Origin of the sequence: Streptococcus pyogenes (assembly GCF_002055535.1) — a bacterium.
Taxonomy (GTDB): domain Bacteria; phylum Bacillota; class Bacilli; order Lactobacillales; family Streptococcaceae; genus Streptococcus; species Streptococcus pyogenes.
The window spans coordinates 175,887-202,456 of record NZ_LN831034.1 but is presented as its reverse complement, the minus strand read 5'-3'; the positions used below and the strand labels follow the sequence as shown (position 1 = coordinate 202,456).

22 protein-coding genes, 1 other RNA gene and 2 pseudogenes are annotated in these 26,570 nt (G+C 37.7%); 9 read left to right on the top strand and 16 right to left on the bottom strand.

From position 1 onward, the window contains the following. Nucleotide 1 precedes the first annotated feature (1 nt). Both B6D67_RS01170 and B6D67_RS01165 read right to left on the bottom strand, forming a co-directional pair. Nucleotides 2-1,708: an ABC transporter ATP-binding protein gene (locus B6D67_RS01170; RefSeq protein ID WP_010921864.1), complete on the bottom strand. Its 1,707-nt coding sequence runs from the start codon at nucleotides 1,706-1,708 to the stop codon at nucleotides 2-4. Further along, on the bottom strand, nucleotides 1,701-2,150 hold the full coding sequence (locus B6D67_RS01165) for a MarR family winged helix-turn-helix transcriptional regulator (protein ID WP_002986120.1): 450 nt from the start codon (nucleotides 2,148-2,150) through the stop codon (nucleotides 1,701-1,703). Before B6D67_RS01165 ends, B6D67_RS01170 begins: the two co-directional genes overlap by 8 nt. A 297-nt stretch (nucleotides 2,151-2,447) precedes the next feature. Here B6D67_RS01165 and B6D67_RS01160 point away from each other — a divergent pair, with 297 nt between their 5' ends. Together B6D67_RS01160 and galU are read left to right on the top strand one after the other, a co-directional pair. Next, nucleotides 2,448-3,464 (top strand): NAD(P)H-dependent glycerol-3-phosphate dehydrogenase, encoded by a 1,017-nt coding sequence (locus B6D67_RS01160; protein ID WP_002986123.1) that lies wholly within the window; start codon nucleotides 2,448-2,450, stop codon nucleotides 3,462-3,464. Nucleotides 3,465-3,496: 32 nt separating this feature from the next. Continuing rightward, the gene (gene galU, locus B6D67_RS01155) at nucleotides 3,497-4,396 is read left to right on the top strand and encodes a UTP--glucose-1-phosphate uridylyltransferase GalU (protein ID WP_002986125.1); all 900 of its coding nucleotides are present in this window, start codon (nucleotides 3,497-3,499) and stop codon (nucleotides 4,394-4,396) included. A 98-nt stretch (nucleotides 4,397-4,494) separates the two neighbouring features. Here the strand turns inward: galU and B6D67_RS01150 are convergent, their stop codons facing one another. Beyond that, a complete protein-coding gene (locus B6D67_RS01150) occupies nucleotides 4,495-5,166 on the bottom strand; it encodes a rhomboid family intramembrane serine protease (protein WP_002991199.1) in 672 nt (223 codons plus the stop codon). A gap of 324 nt (nucleotides 5,167-5,490) precedes the next feature. Beyond that, complete coding sequence (locus B6D67_RS01140; RefSeq protein ID WP_011285737.1) at nucleotides 5,491-6,624, bottom strand: ISAs1-like element IS1548 family transposase; 1,134 nt, start codon at nucleotides 6,622-6,624, stop codon at nucleotides 5,491-5,493. A 554-nt stretch (nucleotides 6,625-7,178) separates the two neighbouring features. On the opposite strand from B6D67_RS01140, the gene B6D67_RS01135 reads away from it, so the two are divergent. Next, nucleotides 7,179-8,687 (top strand): helix-turn-helix domain-containing protein, encoded by a 1,509-nt coding sequence (locus tag B6D67_RS01135; RefSeq protein WP_010921859.1) that lies wholly within the window; start codon nucleotides 7,179-7,181, stop codon nucleotides 8,685-8,687. A gap of 348 nt (nucleotides 8,688-9,035) precedes the next feature. Here B6D67_RS01135 and B6D67_RS01130 read toward each other — a convergent pair whose 3' ends face one another. From B6D67_RS01130 to ffs, 3 genes are all read right to left on the bottom strand, one after another. Beyond that, the gene (locus tag B6D67_RS01130; RefSeq protein WP_010921858.1) at nucleotides 9,036-10,385 is read right to left on the bottom strand and encodes a glucose-6-phosphate isomerase; all 1,350 of its coding nucleotides are present in this window, start codon (nucleotides 10,383-10,385) and stop codon (nucleotides 9,036-9,038) included. Between the two features lie 455 nt (nucleotides 10,386-10,840). Further along, complete coding sequence (gene speG / locus B6D67_RS01125; RefSeq protein ID WP_010921857.1) at nucleotides 10,841-11,545, bottom strand: streptococcal pyrogenic exotoxin SpeG; 705 nt, start codon at nucleotides 11,543-11,545, stop codon at nucleotides 10,841-10,843. A 101-nt stretch (nucleotides 11,546-11,646) separates the two neighbouring features. Continuing rightward, nucleotides 11,647-11,745: signal recognition particle sRNA small type (gene ffs / locus B6D67_RS01120), an RNA gene on the bottom strand. Between the two features lie 199 nt (nucleotides 11,746-11,944). On the opposite strand from ffs, the gene B6D67_RS01115 reads away from it, so the two are divergent. Next, nucleotides 11,945-13,177, top strand: a complete 1,233-nt coding sequence (locus tag B6D67_RS01115) for a transglutaminase domain-containing protein (RefSeq protein WP_010921856.1) — start codon at nucleotides 11,945-11,947, stop codon at nucleotides 13,175-13,177. Between the two features lie 613 nt (nucleotides 13,178-13,790). On the opposite strand, the gene tadA is transcribed toward B6D67_RS01115, so the two are convergent. The 5 genes from tadA to tgt all read right to left on the bottom strand — a co-directional run bounded on the left by tadA (nucleotide 13,791) and on the right by tgt (nucleotide 17,438). Continuing rightward, a complete protein-coding gene (gene tadA, locus B6D67_RS01110; RefSeq protein ID WP_011285373.1) occupies nucleotides 13,791-14,306 on the bottom strand; it encodes a tRNA adenosine(34) deaminase TadA in 516 nt (171 codons plus the stop codon). Then, on the bottom strand, nucleotides 14,306-15,085 hold the full coding sequence (locus B6D67_RS01105; protein ID WP_010921855.1) for an MBL fold metallo-hydrolase: 780 nt from the start codon (nucleotides 15,083-15,085) through the stop codon (nucleotides 14,306-14,308). The genes tadA and B6D67_RS01105 overlap by 1 nt, the downstream gene beginning before the upstream one ends. A 139-nt stretch (nucleotides 15,086-15,224) precedes the next feature. Further along, on the bottom strand, nucleotides 15,225-15,764 hold the full coding sequence (locus B6D67_RS01100) for a biotin transporter BioY (protein ID WP_010921854.1): 540 nt from the start codon (nucleotides 15,762-15,764) through the stop codon (nucleotides 15,225-15,227). 3 nt (nucleotides 15,765-15,767) lie between these two features. Then, a complete protein-coding gene (locus B6D67_RS01095; RefSeq protein ID WP_010921853.1) occupies nucleotides 15,768-16,079 on the bottom strand; it encodes a CHY zinc finger protein in 312 nt (103 codons plus the stop codon). Nucleotides 16,080-16,295: 216 nt separating this feature from the next. Next, a complete protein-coding gene (gene tgt, locus B6D67_RS01090) occupies nucleotides 16,296-17,438 on the bottom strand; it encodes a tRNA guanosine(34) transglycosylase Tgt (RefSeq protein WP_010921852.1) in 1,143 nt (380 codons plus the stop codon). A gap of 218 nt (nucleotides 17,439-17,656) precedes the next feature. Between tgt and B6D67_RS01085 the strand changes: the two genes are divergently transcribed. Both B6D67_RS01085 and B6D67_RS01080 read left to right on the top strand, forming a co-directional pair. Next, nucleotides 17,657-18,520 (top strand): DUF975 family protein, encoded by an 864-nt coding sequence (locus B6D67_RS01085; RefSeq protein ID WP_010921851.1) that lies wholly within the window; start codon nucleotides 17,657-17,659, stop codon nucleotides 18,518-18,520. 85 nt (nucleotides 18,521-18,605) lie between these two features. Beyond that, nucleotides 18,606-19,948 (top strand): IS3 family transposase gene (locus B6D67_RS01080; protein WP_164875334.1). Its coding sequence is split into 2 segments (ribosomal slippage): nucleotides 18,606-19,056 and nucleotides 19,056-19,948, totalling 1,344 coding nucleotides; the frame shifts between segments, so codons are not numbered across the junction. A gap of 299 nt (nucleotides 19,949-20,247) precedes the next feature. Here the strand turns inward: B6D67_RS01080 and nadC are convergent. Further along, nucleotides 20,248-21,120: a carboxylating nicotinate-nucleotide diphosphorylase gene (nadC, locus tag B6D67_RS01075; RefSeq protein WP_010921848.1), complete on the bottom strand. Its 873-nt coding sequence runs from the start codon at nucleotides 21,118-21,120 to the stop codon at nucleotides 20,248-20,250. Between the two features lie 223 nt (nucleotides 21,121-21,343). On the opposite strand from nadC, the gene B6D67_RS01070 reads away from it, so the two are divergent. The 3 genes and pseudogenes from B6D67_RS01070 to B6D67_RS10180 all read left to right on the top strand — a co-directional run. Continuing rightward, complete coding sequence (locus tag B6D67_RS01070; protein ID WP_002984130.1) at nucleotides 21,344-22,654, top strand: SLC13 family permease; 1,311 nt, start codon at nucleotides 21,344-21,346, stop codon at nucleotides 22,652-22,654. Nucleotides 22,655-22,731: 77 nt separating this feature from the next. After that, a pseudogene (locus B6D67_RS10060) lies at nucleotides 22,732-23,882 on the top strand (IS3 family transposase). A gap of 131 nt (nucleotides 23,883-24,013) precedes the next feature. Beyond that, nucleotides 24,014-24,163 (top strand): annotated as a pseudogene (locus tag B6D67_RS10180) (ISL3 family transposase); the annotation flags it as partial. A gap of 46 nt (nucleotides 24,164-24,209) precedes the next feature. Here the strand turns inward: B6D67_RS10180 and B6D67_RS01045 are convergent. The 3 genes from B6D67_RS01045 to B6D67_RS01035 form a co-directional block, all read right to left on the bottom strand. Then, complete coding sequence (locus B6D67_RS01045) at nucleotides 24,210-24,740, bottom strand: IbrB-like domain-containing protein (RefSeq protein ID WP_002987925.1); 531 nt, start codon at nucleotides 24,738-24,740, stop codon at nucleotides 24,210-24,212. Further along, on the bottom strand, nucleotides 24,733-26,067 hold the full coding sequence (locus B6D67_RS01040) for a phosphoadenosine phosphosulfate reductase (protein ID WP_010921845.1): 1,335 nt from the start codon (nucleotides 26,065-26,067) through the stop codon (nucleotides 24,733-24,735). The genes B6D67_RS01045 and B6D67_RS01040 overlap by 8 nt, the downstream gene beginning before the upstream one ends. A gap of 221 nt (nucleotides 26,068-26,288) precedes the next feature. Next, a complete protein-coding gene (locus tag B6D67_RS01035; RefSeq protein ID WP_014635252.1) occupies nucleotides 26,289-26,525 on the bottom strand; it encodes a hypothetical protein in 237 nt (78 codons plus the stop codon). Between the last annotated feature and the right edge of the window lie 45 nt (nucleotides 26,526-26,570).

Genomic DNA, 26,570 nt, shown 5'->3' with positions numbered 1-26,570 from the left:
ACTACTCCTCCCTTCCTTTTTGTGTCTCATAAATTTCACGATAAATCGCATTATTAGCCACCAACTCTGCGTGTGTTCCTTCTCCAATTAACTGTCCTTGGTCAAGGACTAAGATCTTATCTGCCTTAACTACCGATGAAATTTTTTGAGCAACAATAACTGTAGTTGTACCTTCTAATTTATGACTTAAGGCTTCTTGAACGCGTTTTTCAGATTTTGCATCAAGAGCTGAAGTGGAATCGTCTAATATAAGAATTTTGGGATGATTAATGACACCACGTGCAATAGACAGACGTTGCTTTTGTCCGCCAGACAAGTTACTACCTCGCTCTTCAACTTGGCTCTCATAACGGCTATCCATACGATCAATAAATTCTTTTGCTTGCGCGATTTGAGCGGCTTTTTGCATAGCATCAATATCAGCTTTTGCTGAGCCTTGGCGAAGGTTATCAGCTATCGTTCCTGAAAAGAGAATAGCCTTTTGCAACACGATGGAAACCGATTGGCGCAGGGTTGTTTGACTTAGGGTTTTAATCGGCTTTCCTCCTAACAAAATTTGGCCATCTTGAGGATCAAATAAGCGAGGGATGAGCTGTGCAAGCGTTGATTTCCCAGATCCTGTTGCACCAACGATGCCGACCATTTGCCCAGGTTCAATAGCAAAAGAAATGTGCTTCAAGGTTGGCTCATCATCATTAGGATATGTAAAACTAACATCGTCAAATACAATGCTTCCTGAGATGGTTTCTTCCTTTTCATTTTCAAATGTCATGGCAGGTTCTGTAGACAATATTTGCCTAATTCTAGCCATAGAAACAAAAGCACGACTAACTTGCATCCCCATGGAACCAACCACAATAATTGAAAACATAATTTGCATCATATAAGTCATGAAAGAGGCAATATTCCCAATCACTGTTGGATCTGTTTCGACCATGGTCGAAACAACATTTATAGAAACATAAACTGCCAAATAAGACACCAACATTAAAGCCGGCTGCATTAGTGAAAAACCATAACCAATAGATAAATTTAACGCCAAAAGATCATTGGACGTTTCTTTAAATTTAGTGTATTGTTGTTGTTCTTGTACAAATGATTTAACCACGCGAACGCCACGGAGATTTTCCTTAGCGATGCGATTAATCTTATCCATTAACCGTTGAAATTTACCAAAACGAGGACCCATTTGACGCATCACCAAACCCATGATGAGGGCAATTAAGATAACCATTACAACAATGACCCACCATAATTGAGGGAATGTCTGAACTGCCATAATAAACGCGCCAATAAAAAGGATCGGCAAACGAAAGAGAATTTGAAACATCATCATGACTAAACTTTGGATTTGATTGATATCATTAGTTAGCCTAACCACAAGATTACCAGCATTAAAAGCTTCAATATTGGCATATGAAAAGTCTTGGATTTTTCGAAAGGTCTTCTCCCTCATATCAGCAGATACACCTTGAGCTATTTTAGCAGCTAAAACCGTATTAATCGCTCCAGACATTAACCCTAAAAGGGCAATAATAAGTAATGGTTTCCCAACCTCATAAATTTTCTCTTGATTATTTTGAATAACAGCGCTTAGCACAGATTTAAGATAATGTGGTTGCAAGAGACTACTTGCAACAACCCCAATAACCATAAAAAATGAGCCTAAAGCATACCATTTATAACGTAAGATTGCGTCTTTAAGCATCGTTGTCTCCTTTATAAGTTAGCATATTTTGCTTGAGCTGTTCAATTACTTTTTTCGCTGTCAGCAACTCTTCTTTTGTAATTTCTTTTAAAAAATAGTGCTCGATATCCTTACGACACTCCCGCAACAAAGGCAATTTATCTCTACCAACCTGCGCTAACACTACTTGCTTATAACGCTTATCCACTTGGGAAGGCATCACATTGATAAACCCATTTTTGACCATACGTTTCACTAAATGACTAGCAACTGACTTTGAGATACGAAGTTGTTTTTCAATATCTTTGACAAATATTTCTTGATTTTGGTGTTTAGCTAAAAAAACAAGAACATAACCTTGAGGACCTGCTAGATGCTCTACATCATATTTTTTTGCAATCTCATCACTAATTTGTTCGATTTGATGTATCAATTCACGTAAATCACCTATCACTTGTGACATCTCTTCCCTCCTTATTTTCTTTAATAGTTTCTATGATAAGTATTTTAGTTCTCTAGATAACTATTGTCAATTAAAATATCTTTATTTTTAAAAATAAGTTTCCGAACTTAAATAACTAAAAAGAACAGGGCAAAGCCATGACAACAGCTCACCTGATGAAGCTTATTAAACAACATTATTAATATAGCTAGCTCTCTTGGGAACGCCTTATTAGCCAAGACCATATACCTTTTCTAATAGAGCTAATCAAGGTGTTATGTTATAATAGAGTGACTAGCTCTTGAAGGAGAATTTAGAATGACAAAACAAAAAGTAGCTATTTTAGGACCTGGTTCTTGGGGAACTGCCCTTTCTCAGGTTCTTAATGACAATGGCCATGACGTCCGTTTATGGGGAAATATTCCTGATCAAATTGAAGAGATAAATACCAAGCATACCAATAGACACTACTTCAAAGACATTGTGTTAGACAAAAACATTACGGCAACTCTTGATTTAGGTCAAGCCCTATCAGATGTTGATGCGGTGCTTTTTGTTGTGCCAACTAAAGTAACACGATTAGTTGCTAGACAAGTTGCCGCCATTTTAGATCATAAAGTAGTGGTCATGCATGCCTCAAAAGGTCTAGAACCAGAGACCCACGAACGTTTATCAACTATCCTAGAAGAAGAAATTCCAGCTCATTTTCGTAGTGAAGTGGTCGTTGTATCAGGTCCTAGTCATGCTGAAGAAACTATCGTTCGCGATATTACTCTCATCACGGCAGCCTCAAAAGATATTGAAGCTGCAAAGTATGTTCAGTCCCTCTTTAGTAACCACTACTTCCGACTTTATACCAATACCGACGTCATCGGAGTTGAAACAGCTGGTGCCCTCAAAAACATTATTGCTGTTGGAGCAGGAGCTCTCCATGGACTTGGGTATGGAGATAATGCCAAAGCAGCGGTAATTACTCGTGGGTTAGCTGAAATCACCCGTCTAGGCGTCAAGCTTGGTGCTGACCCGTTAACCTACAGTGGGTTATCTGGTGTTGGTGATCTAATTGTAACAGGTACTTCTGTCCATTCACGTAACTGGCGGGCTGGAGCTGCCCTTGGACGTGGTGAAAAATTAGAAGATATTGAACGCAACATGGGTATGGTTATCGAAGGTATCGCAACAACTAAGGTAGCCTATGAAATTGCCCAAGACCTCGGAGTTTACATGCCAATTACAACAGCTATTTATAAGTCCATCTACGAGGGCGCTGATATCAAAGAAAGCATCCTCGGCATGATGTCAAATGAATTTCGTTCTGAAAATGAATGGCATTAAGCCATGCGTCACTAAAATAAGAGGAGGTGCTGATGACCAAAGTCAGAAAAGCTATTATTCCCGCAGCAGGTTTAGGCACACGTTTTTTACCTGCAACCAAGGCCCTTGCCAAGGAGATGCTACCTATTGTTGATAAACCAACTATTCAATTTATCGTTGAAGAAGCTCTAAAATCAGGTATCGAAGAAATTCTTATCGTTACTGGAAAATCCAAACGCTCCATAGAAGATCATTTTGATTCTAATTTTGAATTAGAATATAATTTACAGGCTAAAGGAAAAATCGAACTTCTAAAGTTAGTAGACGAGACCACTTCTATTAATCTTCACTTTATTCGACAGAGTCATCCAAGAGGATTAGGAGACGCAGTTCTTCAAGCAAAGACCTTTGTTGGCAATGAACCTTTTGTTGTCATGCTAGGTGATGATCTGATGGATATTACAAATCCAAATGTAAAACCATTAACCAAACAATTGATCGATGACTATGAAGAAACTCATGCTGCAACTATTGCCGTCATGAGGGTTCCTCACGAGGATGTCTCTAACTACGGTATCATTGCTCCTCAAGCAAAAGCAGTAAAAGGACTCTATAGTGTGGATACTTTTGTTGAAAAACCACAACCTCAAGATGCACCTAGTGATTTGGCAATTATTGGACGTTACTTGCTCACACCAGAAATTTTTAGTATTTTAGAAAAACAAGAACCTGGTGCAGGCAATGAAGTTCAACTGACTGATGCTATTGATACCCTCAATAAGACACAGCGTGTCTTTGCTCGTGAGTTTAAAGGGAAACGCTATGATGTTGGCGATAAATTTGGGTTTATGAAAACTTCTTTGGATTATGCCCTGAAACACCCTCAAGTCAAAGATGACTTGAAAGCCTACATCATCCAACTGGGCAAAGCACTAGAGAAGACAAAACCATAAAAATAAGGAGGGAAAATCCCTCCTTATTTTTATGGTTTTTAAGTCATTTCATCCTACTAGCCATCTGAGAAGTAACAGTGCTAACCACTCACTTATTTTTATAAAAACCCAAGCACTAACACACCAACCAAAATAATACCATAGCTCACTAAAGCCAACATTCGCTTGGTTTTCTTCACTGTTATCACTCTCATCTTAGTTGGAAAAACTATACTCAGTAACGCACCACCCACGACACCGCCAATATGGCCTGCCATACTCACGTTTGGCATAAAAAGATTCATCAGTAAATTGACTACAATTAACGTCTGGTATGACTTGCCCAAATCTTTCAACGCTTGGTTCTTACCCAAAAAACTCAATACTACAATAGCAGCAAAAAGTCCAAATAACGACGTCGATGCTCCTGCAGCTACTGTTTCAGGAGTCAACCAAAAAGTAAAGGCATTGCCCATAACACCTGATAAAACATAAAGTAATAAAAAACGGCGTGAGCCCCAGAGGTCTTCGACGATTTGACCAACAAAATATAGTGTTAATCCATTGACAAAAAAATGACCAAAGCCGATATGAATAAATATCGGAGTCACCAATCGCCACAACTGGTCTGGCATTGCTTTTACTAGTAATCCAAACATACCTCCAACTTGATAAATAGCTTGAGCACCAGTTGCTAAATGTCCATATACCACTTGCATTGCTATAAAAATTAAGCCTGTTAACCCTAAAAGGAAAATAGTAATAGGATATCGTTTTAATAACTGTGTCATCTAAGATAAACCTCCTAAACAGCAATATCATAAATCGTTTGATTTGGCAATCGTATTGGCCCGCTGATAAGCTTGATTGCTAACAACATCCACTAATAAAGCTTGATCATTTTGACGTTTTAAGTCTACATCCATAGTTCGTAAAGACTAGAAGAGTTCTTTGAGAATCTCTTTTTTCATCATCTTCTTATCATACCATAAATTAGGAAAAAGGTTCAAGGCTGACAAGAAACTAGCCACGCCGTACGCATGAAAACTTTCTCTTCATCCTTTTGTGCCCGGACATCAATTTTGAAAAGATTCCTTTTTAAATCAATCATCTGCTTAGCCTCTTTCTCCAAATAATTGGACTAAATAATCTTCCAAATGGACAGAAATATACCGTTGTTTGCGACGATAACTGAGGTCTTTTTTAGGAAATACCATCACTTTGAGAAAATATAAGCACATTTTTCGGATAAGATTTAGGTTAAATGCGGCTCTTTTATCCAATGTCTGATGATGATCTTCATGATAAACAACGTCCAATAACCAGTGCATACTCTCTATCTGCCAATGACCTCGTACACAATTGGCAAATGTGAGGACATCCGGCTTAAAGCTAAAGATAAAATAACGATTCTCTTGACTCAGCTGACCATCCTTATCAATCGTGTTACGAGTCATCCCAATACCACGTAACTTATGCCATTTGGGATAATTTTGACACAACCATTTGATATCGGAAGACACCCAGTATTCTCTAACTTCAATCTGTCCCCTAGATTTTTCAACAGTCTGATAATACTGTGCATTTTCTTGGAGTTCTTCCAATAAGTTGACATCACTAAAATAAAGAGCAATATCATCATAAAGTGTTTCTTGATTTCCTTTGACGGCTAAGCAATAGTCTGCTTTACCTTTTATAATCGTATCAACGATAGCCGTCTGCGTGCCCATTGCGTCTATCGTTACAATGCTTTTACGGATATCAATTGTCCGCAATAGCTGAGGGATGGCAACAATTTCATTACTTTTCTCCTCAACCGCTACCTGTCCCAAACTAAGATGATGACCCCCATCATAAGCCGTTACAATATGAACAGGCTTCTGATTTTTACCTCGATTGCCTCGAATCGTTTTACCGTCCACTGAAATCAGTTGATGAACGGCATCTAAGCTTGTCAATGATTGCTCAAATTGAACTTTAAGCTCTTTTAAACGGTCTGAATTAACAAGACTAATCACACGCTCTAAGGTATCATGAGACGGACAACCTTCACTCAAATCAACGTAGGTCGCAAACAATGGTTCATTCATTTCAATAAAATCTTCCATCTCCTTCCAGGTTTCAATGCCAGCTAACTGACAAACGAAGACAAGAAATAGAATGGTTGATAAGGGGTAGCGAATTTTCCAAGATTGACGACTATCCAATTCAACTGCGCAATCATCAATAGAAATAATAAAATCAATCATCGTAGTCACCTCATCTATAGTGTACTACTTTGATTGATTTTGTCATTATGAATCTAGTTTTCTGAAAACAAAAGTTTCTTCATGCGTTTGGCGTGGAAACTAGCTCTCTCAAAAAAGATTAAAAATAAAGGCATTCTAAAGAATCATTTAAGAAAACTTTAAGGTTACTATCGTAGAATGAAAACATCCTAAAAAGCGGTTTACCTAAACCGTTGGGAGAATAGGTTTTCCCCTTGTTTTCCCTTTTCATAAATCTCCTGGGCACCTATCTTCTTAGGTGCCCTCCCTTGTTTAAACCTGACCAGTTAACCGGCTGGTTAGGTTTTTAAATTTAAAAAGTCAACAGCAAAAATATGATTTCACCCGCGTGTTCTTAGCTCTCTCAATTATGGGCTAAAAACACGCATCAATCAATCTATTGATGAAGTTTGCTGCTTTTTGATGATCTTTATTGTGACTATACTGGTAATCCTATTGATTTTAGTTGACTTTTACGGTAGATTCGCTACAATATATAGGATTATACAATTTAATTTAAGGAGAGAAAAATTACATTGTTAGATTATTATTTGGAATCCGATATTATTGACCAGAAAATCCTACTGGCTATTTTGTTGACAGAAAAAGAACTGACGATGGCAGCAGCTTGTTCTCAAACAACTTTGACTGCTTTAAAAATAAAGCAGTATCTTCGACAATTTAACGCCTTATTTAAAGGGTACTTACGTATTGAGCTTATTAAATCTCGTATTTATTGTGAGGTATTAAATGATAAGCGAGAAGCATTTTTTTATGACATTTTTGCCTTATCAGATACTCTAAAAATGTTGACATTCTTATTACTAGATAATCCCAAACACAAATCAATCGCTGTTTATACACGAAAACAAGGGATATCCCAGTCAAAAGCTTATCGTCTTATTCATAAATTAAAACATTATTTACAAGACATTGGTTTAAATATTGTAGACAATACTGTTATCGGAGATGAACTTAAAATACGGTATTTGATTGCTCTTTTACATAAAGAGTACGGCATTATATTATATGATATACAACCTGCAGACATTGAAACGATTCATGCTTTTATCTTTGCAGCACAAAAAAACTTACAACCTTCTGCCTTTTTAGATAGACGCTTCTTGTTTTTTGATGTGCTGTTGATGTTGACTTGGAAGCGCCATCGCTATCCTGTTCATTTGCCTCATTTAGCTCTTTTTGAACATCTCAAATCCTTGCCTATTTTTGACAATATCAAAACCATTGCCGTGGATGAGCTAGCACCTCGAACTCGTGTCACATTTTCGTCTGATGATTTTGACTATCTCTTTTTAATTTATTTAACGACTGATAACTCCTTCTTGAGTGGGTACTGGACAAGTCATCAGCGACAACAACTTTACCATTTAATCACCAAAGATCCCGATTATCATTTACTAATCCATCGTCTTCAGGCACTAGTTGGAAAATATTCCGATATTCATGAGCATATCCCTAACTTAATTCCTTTTTTCAAAAGAACTCTCTACAATTTACAAACTTTAATTACCTTTGATGGTTATTATTTTGATCAATATCAAGGCAACATGCTACTACTAGATAAGCTTGAAACCGTTATCAAAGATTGGCTTTATGACACAGGCCGTCAAGGCAGTATTAGTTCTGGTCACTTACACTTGATGTGTTTATACCTTGAGCAGATCTTGGAAAGCTCTATTGCTCCAATCAATATTACTGTTATTGAGAGCCAAGAAACTGTTGGTAACGTTATAGCTAATTTCATCACCTCAACTATCCCTTCTTACAAAGTTAAACTGTCACGGGTCAATATCTTATCTGATAATATTTATCCCTATGATAAACCTGTAGATCTGGTTGTAACCAGTCAGAAGCTCTTGCCTTTCTTAAAAGAACTCGGTGTTTTTCCCAAAGAGACCCGCTTGTTTGGTTTGAGTTTGGACTGTATCCAACAGCAGCGCGAAGATTTAATCAAAACCATCTTAGCCTTGCACCAGAACCACTACCAAAAACGTTTAGAAGAACTTTGGAGAGTTCCTTCTTAATTTTTTGACAGTCCCTCCTAGATACTTTCACAGTCTAGGAGGGTCTTTAAGGTTGTCACTTGCAACCTTGATAAGCTCTCTTTTTAGCCATTGCTATTTGCTTAGAAACAGAACTGGAACTGTTATAGCGGTTCAACTCCTCTTGTAGGATCTTCTTCCCTTTTTTGAAGGTCTTATCTGAAATTTGGTATAATAAAGTGCGCTCCCATGTTCTGGAAGCGCACTTTATTATCCCTTTTACTTAACCTTGTATCCACTCGATGATGGAAGTGCCGCCCCAATTCTTAGATTGCTTGGCTAACTTTTAAGCTCTTGTACAAGGAAGAAGTCTTTTTGACTATCTGTTGATTAGAGGCGAGCATTAAGCTCTGCTGATAATGCTTCAAAACCTGGTTTTCCAAGAAGCGCAAACATGTTACGTTTGTAAGCTTCAACACCTGGTTGATCAAATGGGTTAACAGCATTCATGTAGCCTGAAACAGCGATGGCAAGCTCAAAGAAGTAAATAGTGTAACCAAGGGTAAACTCGTCTTGAGCTGGAAGAGTGACAAACATGTTTGGCACGCCGCCATCTGTGTGGGCAAGAAGCACACCATCTGTAGCTTTCTTGTTAACGAAATCAACGTCTTTACCTTGAAGGTAACCAAGTCCATCTAGGTCTTCTGCTAATTCAGGAATGATAACATTTTTACGAGGATTATCAACACGAATAACTGTTTCAAAGAGATTACGGTAACCTTCTTGGATAAATTGACCAAGTGAGTGAAGGTCTGTTGAGAAGTTAGCTGAAGTTGGGTAAATCCCTTTTTGATCTTTTCCTTCTGATTCACCAGCTAATTGTTTCCACCATTCGCCAAAGTACTGAAGAGATGGCTCGTAGTTAGCCAAGATTTCAGTGATGTAGCCTTTACGGTAAAGCACATTACGAACAGCAGCGTATTGGTAAGCAATGTTTTCAGAGATTTTGTCTGAAGAAAGGTCTTTACGAGCAGCATTTGCCCCTTCCATAAGAGCAGTAATATCTGCACCTGATGCAGCAATTGGAAGCAAACCAACAGCAGTCAAGACTGAGAAACGACCACCAACATTATCTGGCACCACAAATGTTTCCCAGTTGTTAGCGTCAGCTTCTACCTTAACAGCACCCTTAACTTTGTCTGTGGTAGCGTAGATACGTTTGTTAGCTTCTTCTTGGCCATATTTTTTAACCAAAAGTTCTTTGAACACGCGAAAGGCAATAGCTGGTTCAGTGGTTGTACCTGATTTAGAGATCACGTTTACTGAGAACTCTTTGTCTTGAACGTATTCAACTAAATCGGCAAGGTAAGTAGATGAAATAGAGTTTCCAGCGTAAAGAATTTGTGGGGCTTTGCGCTCTTTGGCAGTTTGCAAGTTAGCAAAATGATGATTTAAAAAATCAATCGCTGCTTTGGCACCAAGGTATGACCCACCGATACCGATCACCACAAGAACTTCGCTGTCTGCCTTAATCTTTTCAGCAGCAGTCAAGATACGTGCAAATTCATCTTTATCATAGTTTTCTGGAAGATCAAGCCAGCCCAAGAAATCTGAACCTGGTCCAGTTCCTTCACGCAATAACTTGTCAGCTTCTGTTACTTGGCCTTGTAAAAAATCAATTTCATGTTGTCCCGCAAATGACTCGAGGACTTTTGAATAATCAAATGTAATATGTGACATGAGTTTCGCTCCCTTAAAATTTTAAGTTTCATTAGTATGATAACCTTTTCTATCTAATATTTCAATGGTTTTTAGTGGTTTTCACCTGTGAAAAAGCTAGGTTTTTTGAAAAGGTTTTCGTTTTTTCAGACATAAAACATGTGTCAATGCAAGCATATTCTCATCATAGTGGTTTTTTAAGAGAAAATAGGATTTCATATTTCCTAAAAATATCATGAAAAAAGGCCCTGAGGCCGCTTTACCGTAATAACTTATTTTAAGGATTTTATCATTTCAACACGGGTAATAACCCCATCATGCATATGATCAATGCATAAAGCCACACCTACAAAGGCAATTGAAGCCCCAATCACCTGTAAATACTTTCTCATGCTATCTTCTTAACATTACTTACTCTCATTATCTAAAAATGGCAATCATTTGAATACTTAAAAAGCAAAGGGGGGAGAATAGCACTAGTGCGTTTTTAAGTAGATATCAAAATGACTAATTTCTTCACTATTAAAAATCTTATTATCTTTATACCTTTTAAAGAAACTGTCTCGACTTAAAAGCTTATCATCCTTATTAAATAAATCAACTTCATAATGTTTACTATCTTTAGTAGCAAGGAAAAGGCTCCCCGATGTATAACGCGATTCCGAATCATAGATATTGTATTTTTCCATTAGAAATTTTCTTATTTTAAAATCAAATTCCTGTAAAGTAAACTGTTTCTTTTTTATGCGAACAGCCTCAGAGGGCAAATAAGTTTCTTTCCCATCTTGATTTAAAATTCCTACAAACTGTAATGATTTATTTCCTTGATTCGAATGTTTTACAATACCACCATAAATATTATCTACATAAGGTGGGGAAAAATTATAAGGGAGACCAAAAACATCGACCTTATCCCCTTTTATAAACTGATCAGTAATGCCTAAAGATACAATAGAATCAACATAAAGAATACATTCCGATCTTTTTTGTTTAGTATTAATATGTATGCTATTTGTAGTAACAAATGCAATTTCTACATTTTCATAATCGCATGGGGTAATATTATAGGCAAATCTTAAACTTCTTTTTAAATCTTTTAAATTTTCATCTGCATAAGCTAATTGACTTCCATAGCTAAAAACACATGATAATATGATAATTGTCAAAATGTTTGTTTTCATTTAAAACTTTTTATGTCCTGTTTTATACCTCTTAGCCTAAATAAAAATATCAATCGGTTTCAACAACTGATGACACTATAGAAGGAGGAAATTACTTTAGTAAAGTCAACAAAAAAAGAGCACACACCCGAAAATCGCTTAGGGCTGCTGGATTCCTCCCCTGACCCACTTCACGCACAAGTGTTGCTCCGCCTATTATTATATCATATTACGGACAGTTTGCAAGTTTTCCAACTAAGTAAAATCACTTTCAAGTGAGCATAGCTTCATTTTGGGACAAGATGGACTGAATACCTAGAAAAATCATGACCCTTTCCAAACACGATTTTGCTTTTTGAAAATCTTTCCCTCTCCCCATTCCAGCTATTCTCTATGTTATAATAAGATTATTAGATTAGAATGGGAGTTATGATGAAACAAAAGATTAAAATCTTAACAGTAATTGGCCTTATGACAGTTGGTATGTCTGCGTGTCACAACACTAGCAAACCTTCTAATACCGATTCTGTTTTTTCTTTAACCGGAAAAAAGCGCCAACAAATCGTCAAACAAGTAAGACAACGGTATTATTTCCAACAATTATCCAAAACCGAACAAGAAAATTACCTCACTTTATACGATAGTTTAGCACAATTTCGTGAAATCATCAGTTTGACGCCGGCTTCTAAAAAAAGCTTAATTAAAACAATTGACGCCTTTGTGATGGATAATCCCGAATTTTACTGGATTACATCTGCCGATTATCGATTTGAGTTTTCTGATCAAACGGTCTTTGTCACCTTTCCTATCCCAGAAGATGCCAAGAACATTTATCAAGACTTGCAAGCAATCGGTAATGATATCGTCGCAAACACGCCATCAAAGGATCGCTATGAGCAGGTCAAATATTTTTATGAGGTCATCATTCGAGACACAGACTACAATAAAAAAGCCTTTGAAGCCTATCAATCAGGCAGTCAAGCCCAGGTCGCTTCTAATCAAGACATTAAAAGTGTTTTTATTGATCATTTATCTGTTTGTAATGGCTATGCCCAAGCCTTTCAGTTTCTTTGTCAAAAAGCTGGCATTCCAGTCGCCTATATCCGTGGAACTGGTACATCTCAGCAACCTCAGCAATCTTTTGCACATGCATGGAATGCTGTTCAAATTAATAACACTTATTATGGCGTTGATGTCACTTGGGGTGACCCTGTTTTTGATAACCATCTCTCACATCAAAAGCAAGGAACTATCAATTACAGTTTTCTATGCCTGCCAGATTATCTAATGGCCTTATCACATCAGCCAAGCAAAGACATTGCTTTTAATACTAAAGAACGTTTTGAAAATGTTTGGACTATACCTTCTTGTACAGATGATTCTTTGCTTTATTCTAAACGTCATCAAAGCTATATCTCAACGTTTGACAGTGACGCCATCCTTGCAAGCCTTGAAAATCAGTTGTTAAATAGACAAGAGCCACTGTCTCTACAATTTGCTCATCAAGATGATTATCAACAAATGGTAACTGATTTAACGACGAATCAAACAGGTTATCATAACCTTTTCAATCAGTATTGGAATAATTATACGGGCTTTACCTATGGACTCTTACCAGAGACTCTTAGTATTTCATTTGCTAGTAGGAACTAGGTTTAGACACATGAAACACAAAGTTAAGATGATTATCTTTGTCAAACATTACAAGAAATTGATATACTAACACAATTGAAGGCGATTATTATTCTAACCGTCTTCAATAGATATAACCTTTTCAGATTGAGCACATCTAATGCTTGTAACATTAGCAACAGTGATGAGCTCTTTTTTAATGCTTTAGCAAAATATATCAGCTAAGACAAAAGATTAAATAACTCAAGCCATGCCTATAAGTCACTTGTTTTTAATCCCTGTGTCAGTGTCAATCTACGCAACAGATAACTGACAGCTCTGAGCCCTAGAAGTCTGAACTTGATAAGTTTACTAAAAACAAAAATAAGGTGAGCCATTACTATCTGTTTTTAGATAGTAAATCTTTTTAAGAATGACTAACTCATCTAGTCATCACGTGTTTTATTTTTCGATTGTTTTCATCTCGATTGGGTCTGAAAAAGAGCGCTTCTAGTACTTGGAAACGCCCTTTTGTATATTCTATCTTCGTATGTTGAATCTAACAACCATTGGAAAAATGGTCTAACGTTTCACTCAGTATTTTGACAGGCTACCCTTCACCAAAAATGCATGTGATAACAAACTCCTTAAAACTCTAGTCAAAGGGATCTGACTGTTCCTTGATCAAATGCTTAGCTATTTTTTTGCGCTCTCGCCCTTGGCGGAAAAAGGTTTGCATGATGTTAGCACAGTCTGCTGCTAGCAGGCCTCGTTCAACTTGCACGCGATGGTTTAAGCGCTCATCTGTCAAAATCTGGTAAAGGCTGTCTACTCCACCAAATTTTTGATTGCTGGCTCCATAAATAACATGCGGAATCCTTGCTAGCCCAATGGCACCACTACACATCACACAAGGCTCGATGGTCACAAAGAGTGTGGTATCTAATAAACGCCAGTTGCCTTCATGAGCGTTAGCCTCGTTAATAGCCATCATTTCAGCGTGCATAATGGCTTGGTTACTCTCTTCACGCGCATTGTGCCCACGACCAATAATCTCACCATCCTTGACAATGACACAGCCAATGGGGATTTCAGCTTTCTGTAAGGATTTTTCGGCTTCTTTTAAAGCCTCTTGCATGAAATAAGTTTGCTCTTCTAAACTATATGGCATCAAGAAAGACTCCCCAAGTTCCAAGATTTGTGTGGTAAGGCAAGGTCAACAGGAATATTACCTGCATAGGCCTGTGTTTCTTGCCTCAACACTTCTAAATGGTTTTTGGAATTAATACCATCTGGAGGAACCGGTGGCATGTGGGTCAAGACAAGCTTCTTAACACCTGCCTGGCTAGCCATTAGTCCTGCTTCCTTACTGGTCAAATGGGCCATATGATTTTCATTGCCTTCGTATAAGTAAACATCCGCTAAGAAAAGGTCTGCTTCTTTTGCGAAGTCTGCCAATCCTTCAAAATAACCACTGTCTCCAGTAAAGACAAGTACCTGACCAGTCGCTCTTTCTACAATTCGAAAGGCATAACACACAACTGGATGGACTGTTTTAAGAAAGGTAATGTCAAAAGAACCAATCTGTTCAACTCCAGTAACATCATAGGCTCTACCTTCTGAAACATCAGGAATGCTTAACTTAGCAAATTCGTTTCGGTCCTCATCATGCCCATAAATGGGCAATACTTTAGGCTGCCACAGGTGTTTAGGATAAAGTTGAAAATAATGGCGCAACACGCCTAAATCGGCCACGTGGTCTGGATGGTAATGGCTAATAATCACTGCATCCAAATCGAGAGGACTGATTTCTTTTTCCAGCTCATTGAGCGCTCGACTACCAGCATCCATCAATAACTGAAAGCCGTCATGTCCTGTGACCAAATAAGAGGTTGTGCCTGCATCTTGATAGGGATAGGCTCCCCAAGACCCTAAGGTGGTTAATTTCATCTCAAACCCTTCTTTCTTGCTTTAACTCTTATTATAACAAAAATTAGTGTCAAAGAGGATTGAGACCCACCAAAAACAGGTCCTAGCAGATAAATCTGCCAAGACCTGTTCAACACAACTTAACTATTTGATGATTAGATTACTGTTTTGTATTCAAAAAACTATCTTTGTATTTAACAGCGATAATGGTCGCAATGATTGCTTTGATGGTATCTCCTGGAATAAAGACCAAGTTTGATAAAAGCGATGTCACAAGAGACATGCCAGTGTAGGCTGACAACCAGATAGCACCCAGAACATCAACCAGTACAACTCCTGAGATTAAAAGAGCTAGGAATGCTAATGGCGTGCTTTTTGAGAACCAATTGCGGTAAAGTAATGAAAAGACAATAGGCACAAGAAGGTAGGCAATAACATAGCCAGCAGATGGCCCCATCAATACTGGAATGGTTGTTCTTGAGCCTGAGAAAACAGGTAAGAAAAGGCCAATCACTAAAAATAAGAAAACAGATAAGGTTCCCTTTTTACCACCCAGCATCAATCCAGCCAACATGACACCTAAGTTTTGTAAAACAATAGGGACTGGGATAAAGCCTAGCGGGATAGCAGGAATAAAGCCTAAAATAATAATCAAAGTGGTCATCATAGCCACCTTAACAAGTTCTTTGGTTGTAAACATCAGTTACGACTCCTTTAAAAAATAGATATCCTTGTGCCTATGACAGGCTGGATTAAAGGGACTTTGACAATAAGGACAGCATCCACAACCATACTCAGCTCGACTCAAGAGCTTTCGACAATGCCCACAAATAACAGGAGATGTTTCTTGATGTCCTGTTGGCACAAAGGCATGATCTGTTAACTGGTCATGGCAATGGTAACAAGCATAATAAGTCTGACAAGAAGCACATTTGAGCCCAACAATATCAAGCGGGGTATGATAATGTAGGCACCGATACTCTTGGTCAAGGTCAATTCCAAAACAGTCCGTCATATCTCATCCTCTTGTAATAGTTTAATCAAAAGCTTATGATTTGTCAACTCTATTTTTACAAAAGGGTAACTGTTTTCTGAAAAAGAACACGTAAAACAAGAACTTCCCTTTAAAGAGTGACCTATCAGTTGAAAGCAATAGGACATCCGTCTATACAAAAAAACTGAAACCAAAGACGATAGATCGCCCTCAGTTCCAGGATCATAGCATTTTTAATTAGAAATTACGGTTTGATTTATTATAACCATACCGTTCAAGAAAATCTTGGCGGAATTCAAGTAAGTTATCGTCCATAATAGCCTGACGTACTTTTTTCATCAAGTTAACCAAGAAATAAAGGTTGTGGTAGCTTGTCAAACGAATACCAAAAGTTTCGTCCGCTTTTAGCAAGTGACGAATGTAGGCACGGCTATAGTTTTGACAAGTGTAGCAGTCACAGTCATGATCAAGTGGGGTAAAATCTTCAGCGAATTTGGCATTTTTAATCACAAGACGCCCCTCACTAGTCATACAAGTTCCGTTACGGGCGATACGCGTTGGCAAGACACAGTCAAACATATCGACACCACGAATCACACCATCAATCAAGCTATCTGGTGCTCCCACTCCCATCAGGTAACGAGGTTTATTTTCTGGTAAGAGGGGAGTCGTAAAGTCAAGGACGGCATTCATTTCTTCATGGCTCTCCCCAACAGCTAAACCACCAATAGAATAACCTGGGAAATCCATAGCCACCAAATCTGCCGCAGACTGACGACGAAGGTCCTCAAATCCAGCTCCTTGCACAATTCCAAATAATCCTTGGTCATGAGGACGACGATGGGCTTTCAAGCCACGTTCTGCCCAACGGCTAGTACGTTCAATGGATTTTTTCACGTAATCATAAGGTTGGTAAAATTGCGGGCACTCGTCAAAACTCATCATGATGTCTGAGCCAAGGTTATTCTGAATGGAAATGGCTTTTTCGGGTGATAGAAACATTTTTGAGCCATTCAAGTGATTTTTGAAAGTCACTCCTTCTTCAGTGATGTTTCGTGAATCGGCTAAAGAGTAAACTTGAAAACCACCCGAATCGGTTAAGATTGGCTGATCCCAGTTCATAAACTTGTGCAGACCACCAGAGCGAGCAATCAACTCATCTCCTGGACGCAACCAGAGGTGATAAGTGTTTGATAAAATAATCCCTGATCCAATTGCTTTTAACTCTTCTGGAGACTGTGTTTTAACAGTAGCCTGAGTTCCCACTGGCATAAACATTGGTGTCGGAAAGGTCCCGTGAGGGGTGATAATTTCGCCCAAGCGTGCACCGGTGTGCTTTTCTGCTTTGATAAGGCGATACTTAATCGGATAATCTGTCATGTGCTTTCTTCCTTGCTATCAAGTTAAACAGTCTTGAGCTTTTTTGATCTGCCTGAGTTTCCATCATAATGAAGGGCTTCAAGATGACATGTTGTTCTAGCGCCTATCATTTTATCAAAAAATCCATAATTTGTCATGCTTTCCCAAAAAAGTATAGTCAAAATAATGGTTAGCTGTCTCATTTTGTTTTATGGTATAATGAAATAAAGGAGTCTGTTATGTCAATTAAAGCAATCAAAGGCCAGGCTAGAGACACGTTAAAAAATCTCTCTGGCAAGTATTTACTATTTTTAATTCCAACCCTTCTCTTTATGTTTCATTTCGGTATTGAGATTCATCAAGGTTACGTCCTATCTAGTGGTATTGAAGTCTCGCTAGCGGCTAGTTATTTCCCATTACTACTAGGACTTATCCTTAGCCTTTTCATTTTATCAGCATCCTTTACGATGATTGATGTTGTTAGGCATTTTCGTCAGAAAGTTTCTTTTGCCGAATCAACAACAGCCTTCTCAAAAGAATTCTTTGGGAACCTGCTGGTTTTAGCGATCACTAAGTGGCTATTCTTTCTCATCTGGTCACTAATTTGGTTTTTTGGCCTCTTTATTTTCCTTTCCGGACTTTCAGCGTTTTTGGTCAATGCTAAATCAGGTAGCTCAACAGTCATTTCACTGATCTTTTTACTATTTGGAGCAGTTTTGTCCTTAATTGGTTTTGGTATTTATATCAACCGTTATTACGCTTATAGTCTATCAGAATACCTTCTCTACGATGAGGTTAAAGAGGGGACTTATCTAGGAGCTATAGCCGTCATTGAAACAAGTGTAGCTATGATGAAAGGTTATAAATGGAAGCTTTTTTTCCTACAACTTAGCTTCACCGGTTGGTTTCTACTGAATATTGTTACTTTTGGGTTACTTAATATCTATCTTTTACCATATTTTACAACAGCCAATGTCATTTTTTATGATCAACTCAAGAAACGTTTCAAAGACAAAGATGACCCAATTGAAGGAGAACATTTAAGCCTTCATCAGCTTAATAAAAATCCTACTCCTATGATGTATGACGATCAAAAAGACTAAATAAATCCTCCATCCATAAAAATAGCCCTTGAACTGCACCCCAAAAGTTAGACACAAAATCTAACGATTGGGGTGCTATTTTTTTATGAAATTTAATCAAGAAACGAAAGTTAAGATTTATGAGTTACGGCAAATGGGAGAGTCCATTAAATCCATATCAAAAAAGTTTGATATGGCAGAATCCGATCTCAAATATATGATTCGCTTGATTGATAGGTATGGGGTAACCATTGTTCAAAAATGTAAGAATCATTATTATTCTCCAGAACTGAAGCAAGAGATAATAAATAAAGTCCTGATTGACGGCCAATCTCAGAAACAAACATCCTTAGATTATGCTTTACCAACTTCTAGTATGCTCTCAAGGTGGATAGCGCAATACAAGAAAAACGGTTATACTATTCTTGAAAAACCAAGAGGGAGACCGAGTAAGATGGGGCGTAAACGTAAGAAAAATTTGGAAGAGATGACAGAGGTTGAACGTCTTCAGAAGGAATTAGAATACCCTAGAGCGGAGAATGCTGTGCTAAAAAAGCTGAGAGAATACCGCTTGAGGGACGAAGCAAAACTCAAAGAGCAACAGAAATCATTCAAGCATTAAGGAATCAATTTCCCTTAGAGATGCTACTTGAAATCCTTGATTTATCACGCTCCACCTATTACTATCAAGTGAAGCGACTAGCTCAAGGAGATAAGGATATAGAACTAAAGCATGTGATTCGAGAGATTTATGATGAGCATAAAGGTAATTACGGTTATCGTCGTATTCATATGGAGTTGCGTAACCGAGGATTTGTGGTCAATCATAAGAAAGTTCAACGTCTCATGAAAGTCATGGGCTTAGCAGCCCGCATTCGTCGGAAGCGCAAGTATTCTTCTTACAAAGGAGAGGTTGGTAAGAAGGCTGATAATCTGATTAAACGTCACTTCGAAGGCTCTAAACCTTACGAAAAATGTTACACTGATGTGACGGAGTTGGCCTTACCTGAAGGAAAACTCTACTTATCACCTGTTCTTGATGGCTATAACAGTGAGATTATTGATTTCACTCTATCTCGGTCTCCTAACTTGAAACAGGTTCAAACCATGCTTGAGAAGACTTTTCCAGCAGATTCATACAGCGGAACTATTCTTCATAGTGACCAGGGGTGGCAATACCAACACCAGTCCTACCATGATTTTTTAGAGTCTAAAGGTATTCTGGCATCCATGTCCCGCAAAGGGAATAGTCCGGATAACGGCATGATGGAATCCTTCTTTGGCATTCTCAAATCTGAAATGTTTTATGGACTCGAGACAACTTATCAATCACTTGACAAGCTTGAAGAAGCTATTACAGATTACATTTTTTACTACAACAACAAACGAATTAAAGCAAAACTAAAAGGATTTAGTCCTGTCCAATACAGAACTAAATCCTTTCAATAATTATTTGTCCAACTTTTTGGGGTCAGTACACTCCTAGTTAACGACTTTGATTGATTTTATTATGATGAATCGTGATTTCTGAAAACAAAATTTTCTTCATGGATTTGGCGTGGAACTTTTACAATAAAAACACTAACCTCTCCCTATCGTTTTTTCAGGTGAATGCTTGGAATTGGTATAATAAGCGGACACGAATCAGGTGAAAACAGGGAAAGTATTTGAAAAGGCGTTTAAACTATCTGACATAAAACTCGTTCTAGAGGAAAGACATCCTTTAAAAAGTTAGTTTATTTTGCAACTTAGACATCAAGGTAGGTTAAACCCTTCATGGAAAAATCGAGACTCTTAGCACTATGGGTTAAACTACCACTGGAGACGTAATCAATCGCTAAACCACGAAAACGGCTAATAGTGGTCATATCAATATTTCCAGAACATTCAATCCGAGAACGTCCTGCAATTAGAGTAATGGCCTGTTCAATCTGTTCCAATGACATATTATCCAACATGATAATATCAACACCCGCCGCCGCAGCTTCTTCGGCAGCAGCAAGGCTTTCCACTTCCACCTCGACCATTTTCACAAAAGGGGCATAGGCACGCGCTTGAGCAATCGCCTTTTGAACACTACCTACTGCCGCAATGTGATTGTCTTTTAGCATGATAGCATCTGATAAATTAAAGCGATGATTATAGCCACCGCCAACTCTCACGGCATATTTCTCAAAAAGACGTAAATTAGGAGTGGTTTTTCGAGTATCAAATACCTTAATGCGATCATCGCCTAAGGCTTCTACATAAGCAGCTGTCATCGAAGCAATCCCTGATAAATGTTGTAAAAAATTCAAGGCAACGCGTTCACATGTTAAGAGGCTTCTCACCGAGCCTATGATTTCTAAAACCAAATCGCCACTAGTCAAACGATCCCCATCCTTAAATTGATGAGGATTCTGGAAGGTCACCTCAGTATCAAATAGGGTAAAAACCCTTTGAAAAACGGTTAGCCCCGCTAAAACACCAGCTTCCTTGGCAAAAAGCGACACCTTGGCTTGGCCATGATGATCAAAAATGGCATTGGTACTGTAATCTTCGGAATGAACATCTTCTCGCAAGGCTGCTTTCAATGTATCATCTATTTGAAAAGGGGTTAAATCAGTTGAAATGATTGACATCACTAAGTCCTCTATTTTTAATATCACTTGTAAGCACTAGAGGCAATTGCTATTAACTTCCGTAGGAAATCACAAACCTGAATACCTCATTTTAAATCCCAACAAGTGTCAAGACAATTGTAATTTTTTTGTGTATAATAGTCAAGTACCAATAGGAAACAGGTGGTCTTTTGAGCGCCAAAATTGCCAACCTATTTTCATATTCTAACTAAAGGACAATTCAATGATTCATTTAATAATAATTAGCGCCATTGCTCTAGCCATTGGAATTGGTTACCGCACCAAAATCAATATTGGCCTGCTGGCTATTGCTTTTTCTTACCTCATCGCAACCACTCTCATGGGATTAAGCCCCAAAGAACTTCTTCATTTTTGGCCAACCTCACTCTTTTTTACCATTTTTAGCGTCTCTCTCTTTTATAACGTTGCAACAACTAACGGCACTCTTGATGTTTTGGCTCAACACATTCTCTACCGCACACGCACCCACCCTAACGCCCTCTACATGATTTTATACCTGATAGCAACCCTTTTGTCTGCTTTAGGTGCTGGATTTTTCACTACTATGGCCGTTTGCTGTCCTCTAGCGATTACCCTCTGTCAAAAAGCGGACAAACACCCTTTGATTGGAGCTCAAGCCGTCAATTGGGGAGCTTCAGGAGGGGCTAATTTGATAACCAGTGGCTCAGGCATTGTCTTTCAAGGCCTGTTTAAGCAAATGGGATGGGAAGAGCAAGCTTTTTCACTTGGCAATCATATCTTTATCGTCAGCATTATCTACCCACTCATCGTCTTGCTTTTATTATCTTGTTACATCCGCTACAGTAAGGGAAGAACAAACTCATCCTTGACTATTGACCAACCACCAGTCCTCAGCAAGGTCCAAAGACAAACCACCTTGCTCATGATCAGCAGCATGGTTTTGGTTTGGCTTTTTCCCTTGTTGCATCTCATTTTCCCAAACATCGCATGGATAGCTACTTATCGACAAACATTTGATATTGGCTTTGTCTCAATACTCATGGTCTGCCTCGCCTTAAGGCTCAAATTAGGGAAGCAAGAAGCCATTTTGGCTAAGGTTCCCTGGGCTATAATTATCATGCTCTGCGGTATGAGCTTACTAATGTCTCTAGCGGTCAAGTCAGGTTTAGTTACACTGATAGGGCACCTCATAACAACAACCATTCCTCATTTCTGGTTACCTCTGTTCTTTTGTGTGATAGCCGGAGTGATGTCACTCTTTAGTTCCACCCTATCCGTCGTAGCCCCAACTCTCTTTCCCATCATTGCTACCATCAGTGCTCAAAGTCCTCACATTGATATTCGCTTACTCACAACAGCCACTATTATTGGCGCTCTATCTACTAATATCTCTCCTTTTTCATCAGCTGGTTCCCTCATTCAACTCTCCCTTCCCCATATAGAGGAACGCAGTCTTGCTTTCAAAAAACAAATTCTTCTGGGTGTGCCCATCAGCTTAAGTTTGGCACTCTTGACCATCTGGATTCTCATGCTGCTAGCTTCCTTAAGTTAGATTTATTGTCTAACTTAAGGTTGGACTTGGTATAATAAAGTAGACACAAAATTAAGTGGAAACGAGGAAAAGTCATTATGCCAAGAAAAACCTTTGATAAAGCCTTCAAACTCTCTGCTGTAAAACTCATCCTTGAGGAAGAGCAGTCTGTAAAAATGGTTAGTTCAACTTTAGAAATTCATCCCAATAGTCTTTATCAATGGATTCAAGAATATGAAAAATATGGAGAAAGTGCGTTCCCAGGACATGGGAGCGCACTTCGTCATGCTCAATTTGAGACAAAAAAACTTGAAAAAGAGCACAAACTGCTACAGGAGGAATTAGCTCTTCTAAAAAAGTTCCAGGTCTTTTTGAAGCCAAACCGGAAATAAAATTTCAGCTTCTGAAGGAAAATAGTGTTAGCTTGAATAGTCATCACACCTGTCAAACTCTTCAAGTCTCCCGTTCAGGTTTCTATGCTTATTTAAAACGTCGTCCCTCTTCAAGGCATGTTGAGAATGAAGCTTTAAAGGAAATGATTAAAGCCATTTTCTATGAACATAAAGAGCGTTACGGAAGTGTACGAATTACCCAAGAACTTTGTAGACGTGGCATCCATGTCAATTATAAACGTGTTGGTAGACTCCTTCATCAGCTAGGTCTCTATGCTAAAGGAAGTCGATATCAATATAAATACTATAACCGTCGACGTTCTTCATGAACTCGTCCCAATCTTGTTAATCAATGTTTCCAAGCGACTGGTAAGAATAAATTATGGCTAGGAGACCTAACCTACATTCCTACACAAGAAGGAATACTTTATGTGTCTGTCTTGATAGACGTTTATAGTAGAAAGGTTGTTGGTTGGGCAATGGGCTAACGTATGCAAGACAAGTTGGTAACAGAAGCTTTCAATCAAGCTTATAATAGAGAAAAGCCTAAAGAAGGGGTAATCGTCCATACAGATCAGGGTTCTCAATATACCGGAGCATGATTTCAGGACCTACTTAGATGGAAAAAATGTAAGTCCAGGATGAGTCGAAAAGGTAATCCATACGATAATGCACTCATGGAGGCCTTTTATAAAACATTAAAAAGAGAGCTTGTCAATGATGCTCATTTCGCAACTATTAAGCAAGCTCAGCTTGAGATTTTTAAATATAGTGAGACTTACTATAACCCTAAACGTCTGCATTCAGCTTTAGGGTATCTCTCACCTGTAGAATTTGAAAAAATAGTTACTCATTAGCTTAACTTTATGTCTATTTTTCTTGACAAGTCCATGGTATGAAGTCCCCTTATACACATACTTTCAAAACAGCTCTCAATCCTCTGTCCGCTACAAAAATACGTCACCGCTGCCCTCCAGCTGCCTCATTCAACGACAAACTTGAAGCCACAAACAGACTCATCAAGGGCATTAAGTACAATGCCTTTAGATTTCAGAACTTTGACAACTTTAAAACCAAAATCCTCATCGCTTTGAACATCCAAAAAGAGAGAACCAATCTGATTCTCTCTCGTTGTTAATGATAAGTCACCCACTACAGTTGACAATGAGTCTCTTACTTCCTGTTTACTCATTTAATAGCTCTTCTGGTTCCCAAGATTGATTAAACTCATGGTCCTTAAAAAGAGAAGCCAATCCTGTTATTTGTTTCAGTCTTAAAATTTCATCTTTATCCATTCCTAAATGTTTTGCAATCCAGTTATCACTTCGCCCACACTCATGAAGATCCTTTACAATCTGACTCATCAAATCAACATCATGACTTCCTCTAGCTCTATTATGTCGAATGGTAGAAGCCATTCGATAGTCTAATGACTTATCAATAACAGAAACAGGTAATCTCCCACTTTCCCTTTCATAAATATCTGAATAATCTAGCATTATACGATATCTATGAAAACCATCAACAATACTATACCGATCCTCTTCCTTATCGTAATAGCAAACAATCGGCATAGTATAACCATCAGATTTTATACTATCATACAATAATTTCATTTCAGGCGGAGCAACTGAATTCGGATTATAATCATTTGGAGAAATCTTTTCAATTGGAATTGATTTAATCTCATAGACTGGACTAATAAAATTACTCACTTTCTAACTCCTTTAAACTCGTCTTATATTTCTCTTTTAAAAAGGCTACTATTTTTTGTTGCTCTCTTGTCAAACCAAACCCCATAGTTCGACAAATATGATCGTTTTTTAAAATACAGAAACACATTCGTTTCCAGCTTGGTATATCCTTTGTTGTTACAATATCGTCTGTATCATCAGGAATTTGATCTAAAAAAATAACCCTTGAATGTTTAAAAGAGGTATAATTTGAAATACCATTTCTAGCAATACGATATCCTTTTTCAATTAGTTCATTAATTGTTTCCTCCGCAAGTCCTCCGCCTGTTTTATGCCAAAAGTCTATTGATTTATTAAATTTTCTAACATAATTATTTCTTAACCTCACTGGTAGCGTTGATAAAAGAAACTGAGTATACGACTTCCACGAATGACCCTTTGGTAAAGCAATTGATTTATATCCCATTGCTTTAGTACGTCCATAAATATTCGAAAAGTTAACTCCTTGAACACGTCCCAAAAGCTTTACCCAAGTTTCTTGATCTATTATTCTATAAAGATTTAGGCTATCAACAGCATAGTCTTGAAAAGGAGATGCAACTCTCATTTGTGATGGTTTTAAACCCGCTTTATAAAATAGATCATAAAGTTCGTTATAAGAATAAGAAAACTTATAGTAAGCATGCCATATGTCTTCCACTGACCAATCATATAAGGGAGATGCTGTCCAGACATCTTTGAATTGTTTGGTAATCCAGCATTCCTTTTGATAACCATACTTTTTATTGATAAAACCACTATATCTGTGTAAGGATTCTGAAGCACGGTTTCCTAATATACAAACTGTTTTTTGATTTCCGTGAATTTGTTTATACCACCTACCAAATTGTTTCGCTAAATCCTCCTGATTCATTTTATAACGATAAGTAGTAATTGAATTATTTTCCAAATTAATAACATAATCTTGAGATGGCATTGGTCTTACCCAGATATCTTCTGTTTTGTCATCCCACGGATACCAAAACATTTCATAACTACTAAGTGCAGTTCTAGTAGCCATCGGTAAGCACACCCAATACAAAGAAACTTTTTTTCTACCTTCTAAAGAAGTGAATGTTTCTTGAACATATTTTGTTGTTAAACTGTACTGTGCTTCAAAATCTTGATGAAACACACCTATTTCTCTATCCGGATAATATTTATCTCTAAAATCCAGTAAAATATTAAGAAGTAACCCACTATCTTTTCCACCTGAGAAGGAAATATAGACAATAGGAAAATCATTAAACAAAAAATGTAATCTTTCTATCAATGCATCATAAACATTTTGATTTAAATACTTTTTCACTAAACTTCCTCATTATGCATTTAAAAATATTAATACATAGATTCACTAAGAATCTCTTTTTCGATCTTTTTGTTTTTTAATTTTTCAAGTTGAATAATTAAACCTTGCTTTTCTTTTTCAAGGTAATAGACTCTACTCCTTGTAAGTCTAACTTATTCTTAATCTTATTTATCGCTCATTTTTTAAATTCCGATGCTCTCACAGATATTATCATTGTTTAGTTACATGTCTGTCAATCTATTCGCCACCACACTAGGGGCCATCTGATTGAAAAATAAAATTTCGGAGTCCGTTGTTTGCTCAAGAATCATATCTGTCACAATTACGTCATACTCTGAAGACAGTGACACCATATCAACCATGGTCAGCCTCAAGTCATCAAAGTTGACAATCTCAAAAAATCCTCCAAAATACTCTTTTAAGAAGTTGCCAACATTGTTATAACTTCTCTCAACCACTAATAGTTTCAAGCGACGACGCGATTGATTTGTAAGAAAGAGATT

Coding starts and splice junctions, on each gene's coding strand:
- B6D67_RS01085 (WP_010921851.1), top strand. CDS start 17,657: ATGTCAATTAAAGCAATCAAAGGCCAGGCTAGAGACACGTTAAAAAAT.
- nadC (WP_010921848.1), bottom strand. CDS start 21,120: ATGTCAATCATTTCAACTGATTTAACCCCTTTTCAAATAGATGATACA.
- B6D67_RS01070 (WP_002984130.1), top strand. CDS start 21,344: ATGATTCATTTAATAATAATTAGCGCCATTGCTCTAGCCATTGGAATT.
- tadA (WP_011285373.1), bottom strand. CDS start 14,306: ATGCCATATAGTTTAGAAGAGCAAACTTATTTCATGCAAGAGGCTTTA.
- B6D67_RS01095 (WP_010921853.1), bottom strand. CDS start 16,079: ATGACGGACTGTTTTGGAATTGACCTTGACCAAGAGTATCGGTGCCTA.
- B6D67_RS01165 (WP_002986120.1), bottom strand. CDS start 2,150: ATGTCACAAGTGATAGGTGATTTACGTGAATTGATACATCAAATCGAA.
- tgt (WP_010921852.1), bottom strand. CDS start 17,438: ATGACAGATTATCCGATTAAGTATCGCCTTATCAAAGCAGAAAAGCAC.
- B6D67_RS01150 (WP_002991199.1), bottom strand. CDS start 5,166: ATGACACAGTTATTAAAACGATATCCTATTACTATTTTCCTTTTAGGG.
- galU (WP_002986125.1), top strand. CDS start 3,497: ATGACCAAAGTCAGAAAAGCTATTATTCCCGCAGCAGGTTTAGGCACA.
- B6D67_RS01160 (WP_002986123.1), top strand. CDS start 2,448: ATGACAAAACAAAAAGTAGCTATTTTAGGACCTGGTTCTTGGGGAACT.
- speG (WP_010921857.1), bottom strand. CDS start 11,545: ATGAAAACAAACATTTTGACAATTATCATATTATCATGTGTTTTTAGC.
- B6D67_RS01130 (WP_010921858.1), bottom strand. CDS start 10,385: ATGTCACATATTACATTTGATTATTCAAAAGTCCTCGAGTCATTTGCG.
- B6D67_RS01140 (WP_011285737.1), bottom strand. CDS start 6,624: ATGATTGATTTTATTATTTCTATTGATGATTGCGCAGTTGAATTGGAT.
- B6D67_RS01105 (WP_010921855.1), bottom strand. CDS start 15,085: ATGAAATTAACCACCTTAGGGTCTTGGGGAGCCTATCCCTATCAAGAT.
- B6D67_RS01170 (WP_010921864.1), bottom strand. CDS start 1,708: ATGCTTAAAGACGCAATCTTACGTTATAAATGGTATGCTTTAGGCTCA.
- B6D67_RS01115 (WP_010921856.1), top strand. CDS start 11,945: ATGGGAGTTATGATGAAACAAAAGATTAAAATCTTAACAGTAATTGGC.
- B6D67_RS01100 (WP_010921854.1), bottom strand. CDS start 15,764: ATGTTTACAACCAAAGAACTTGTTAAGGTGGCTATGATGACCACTTTG.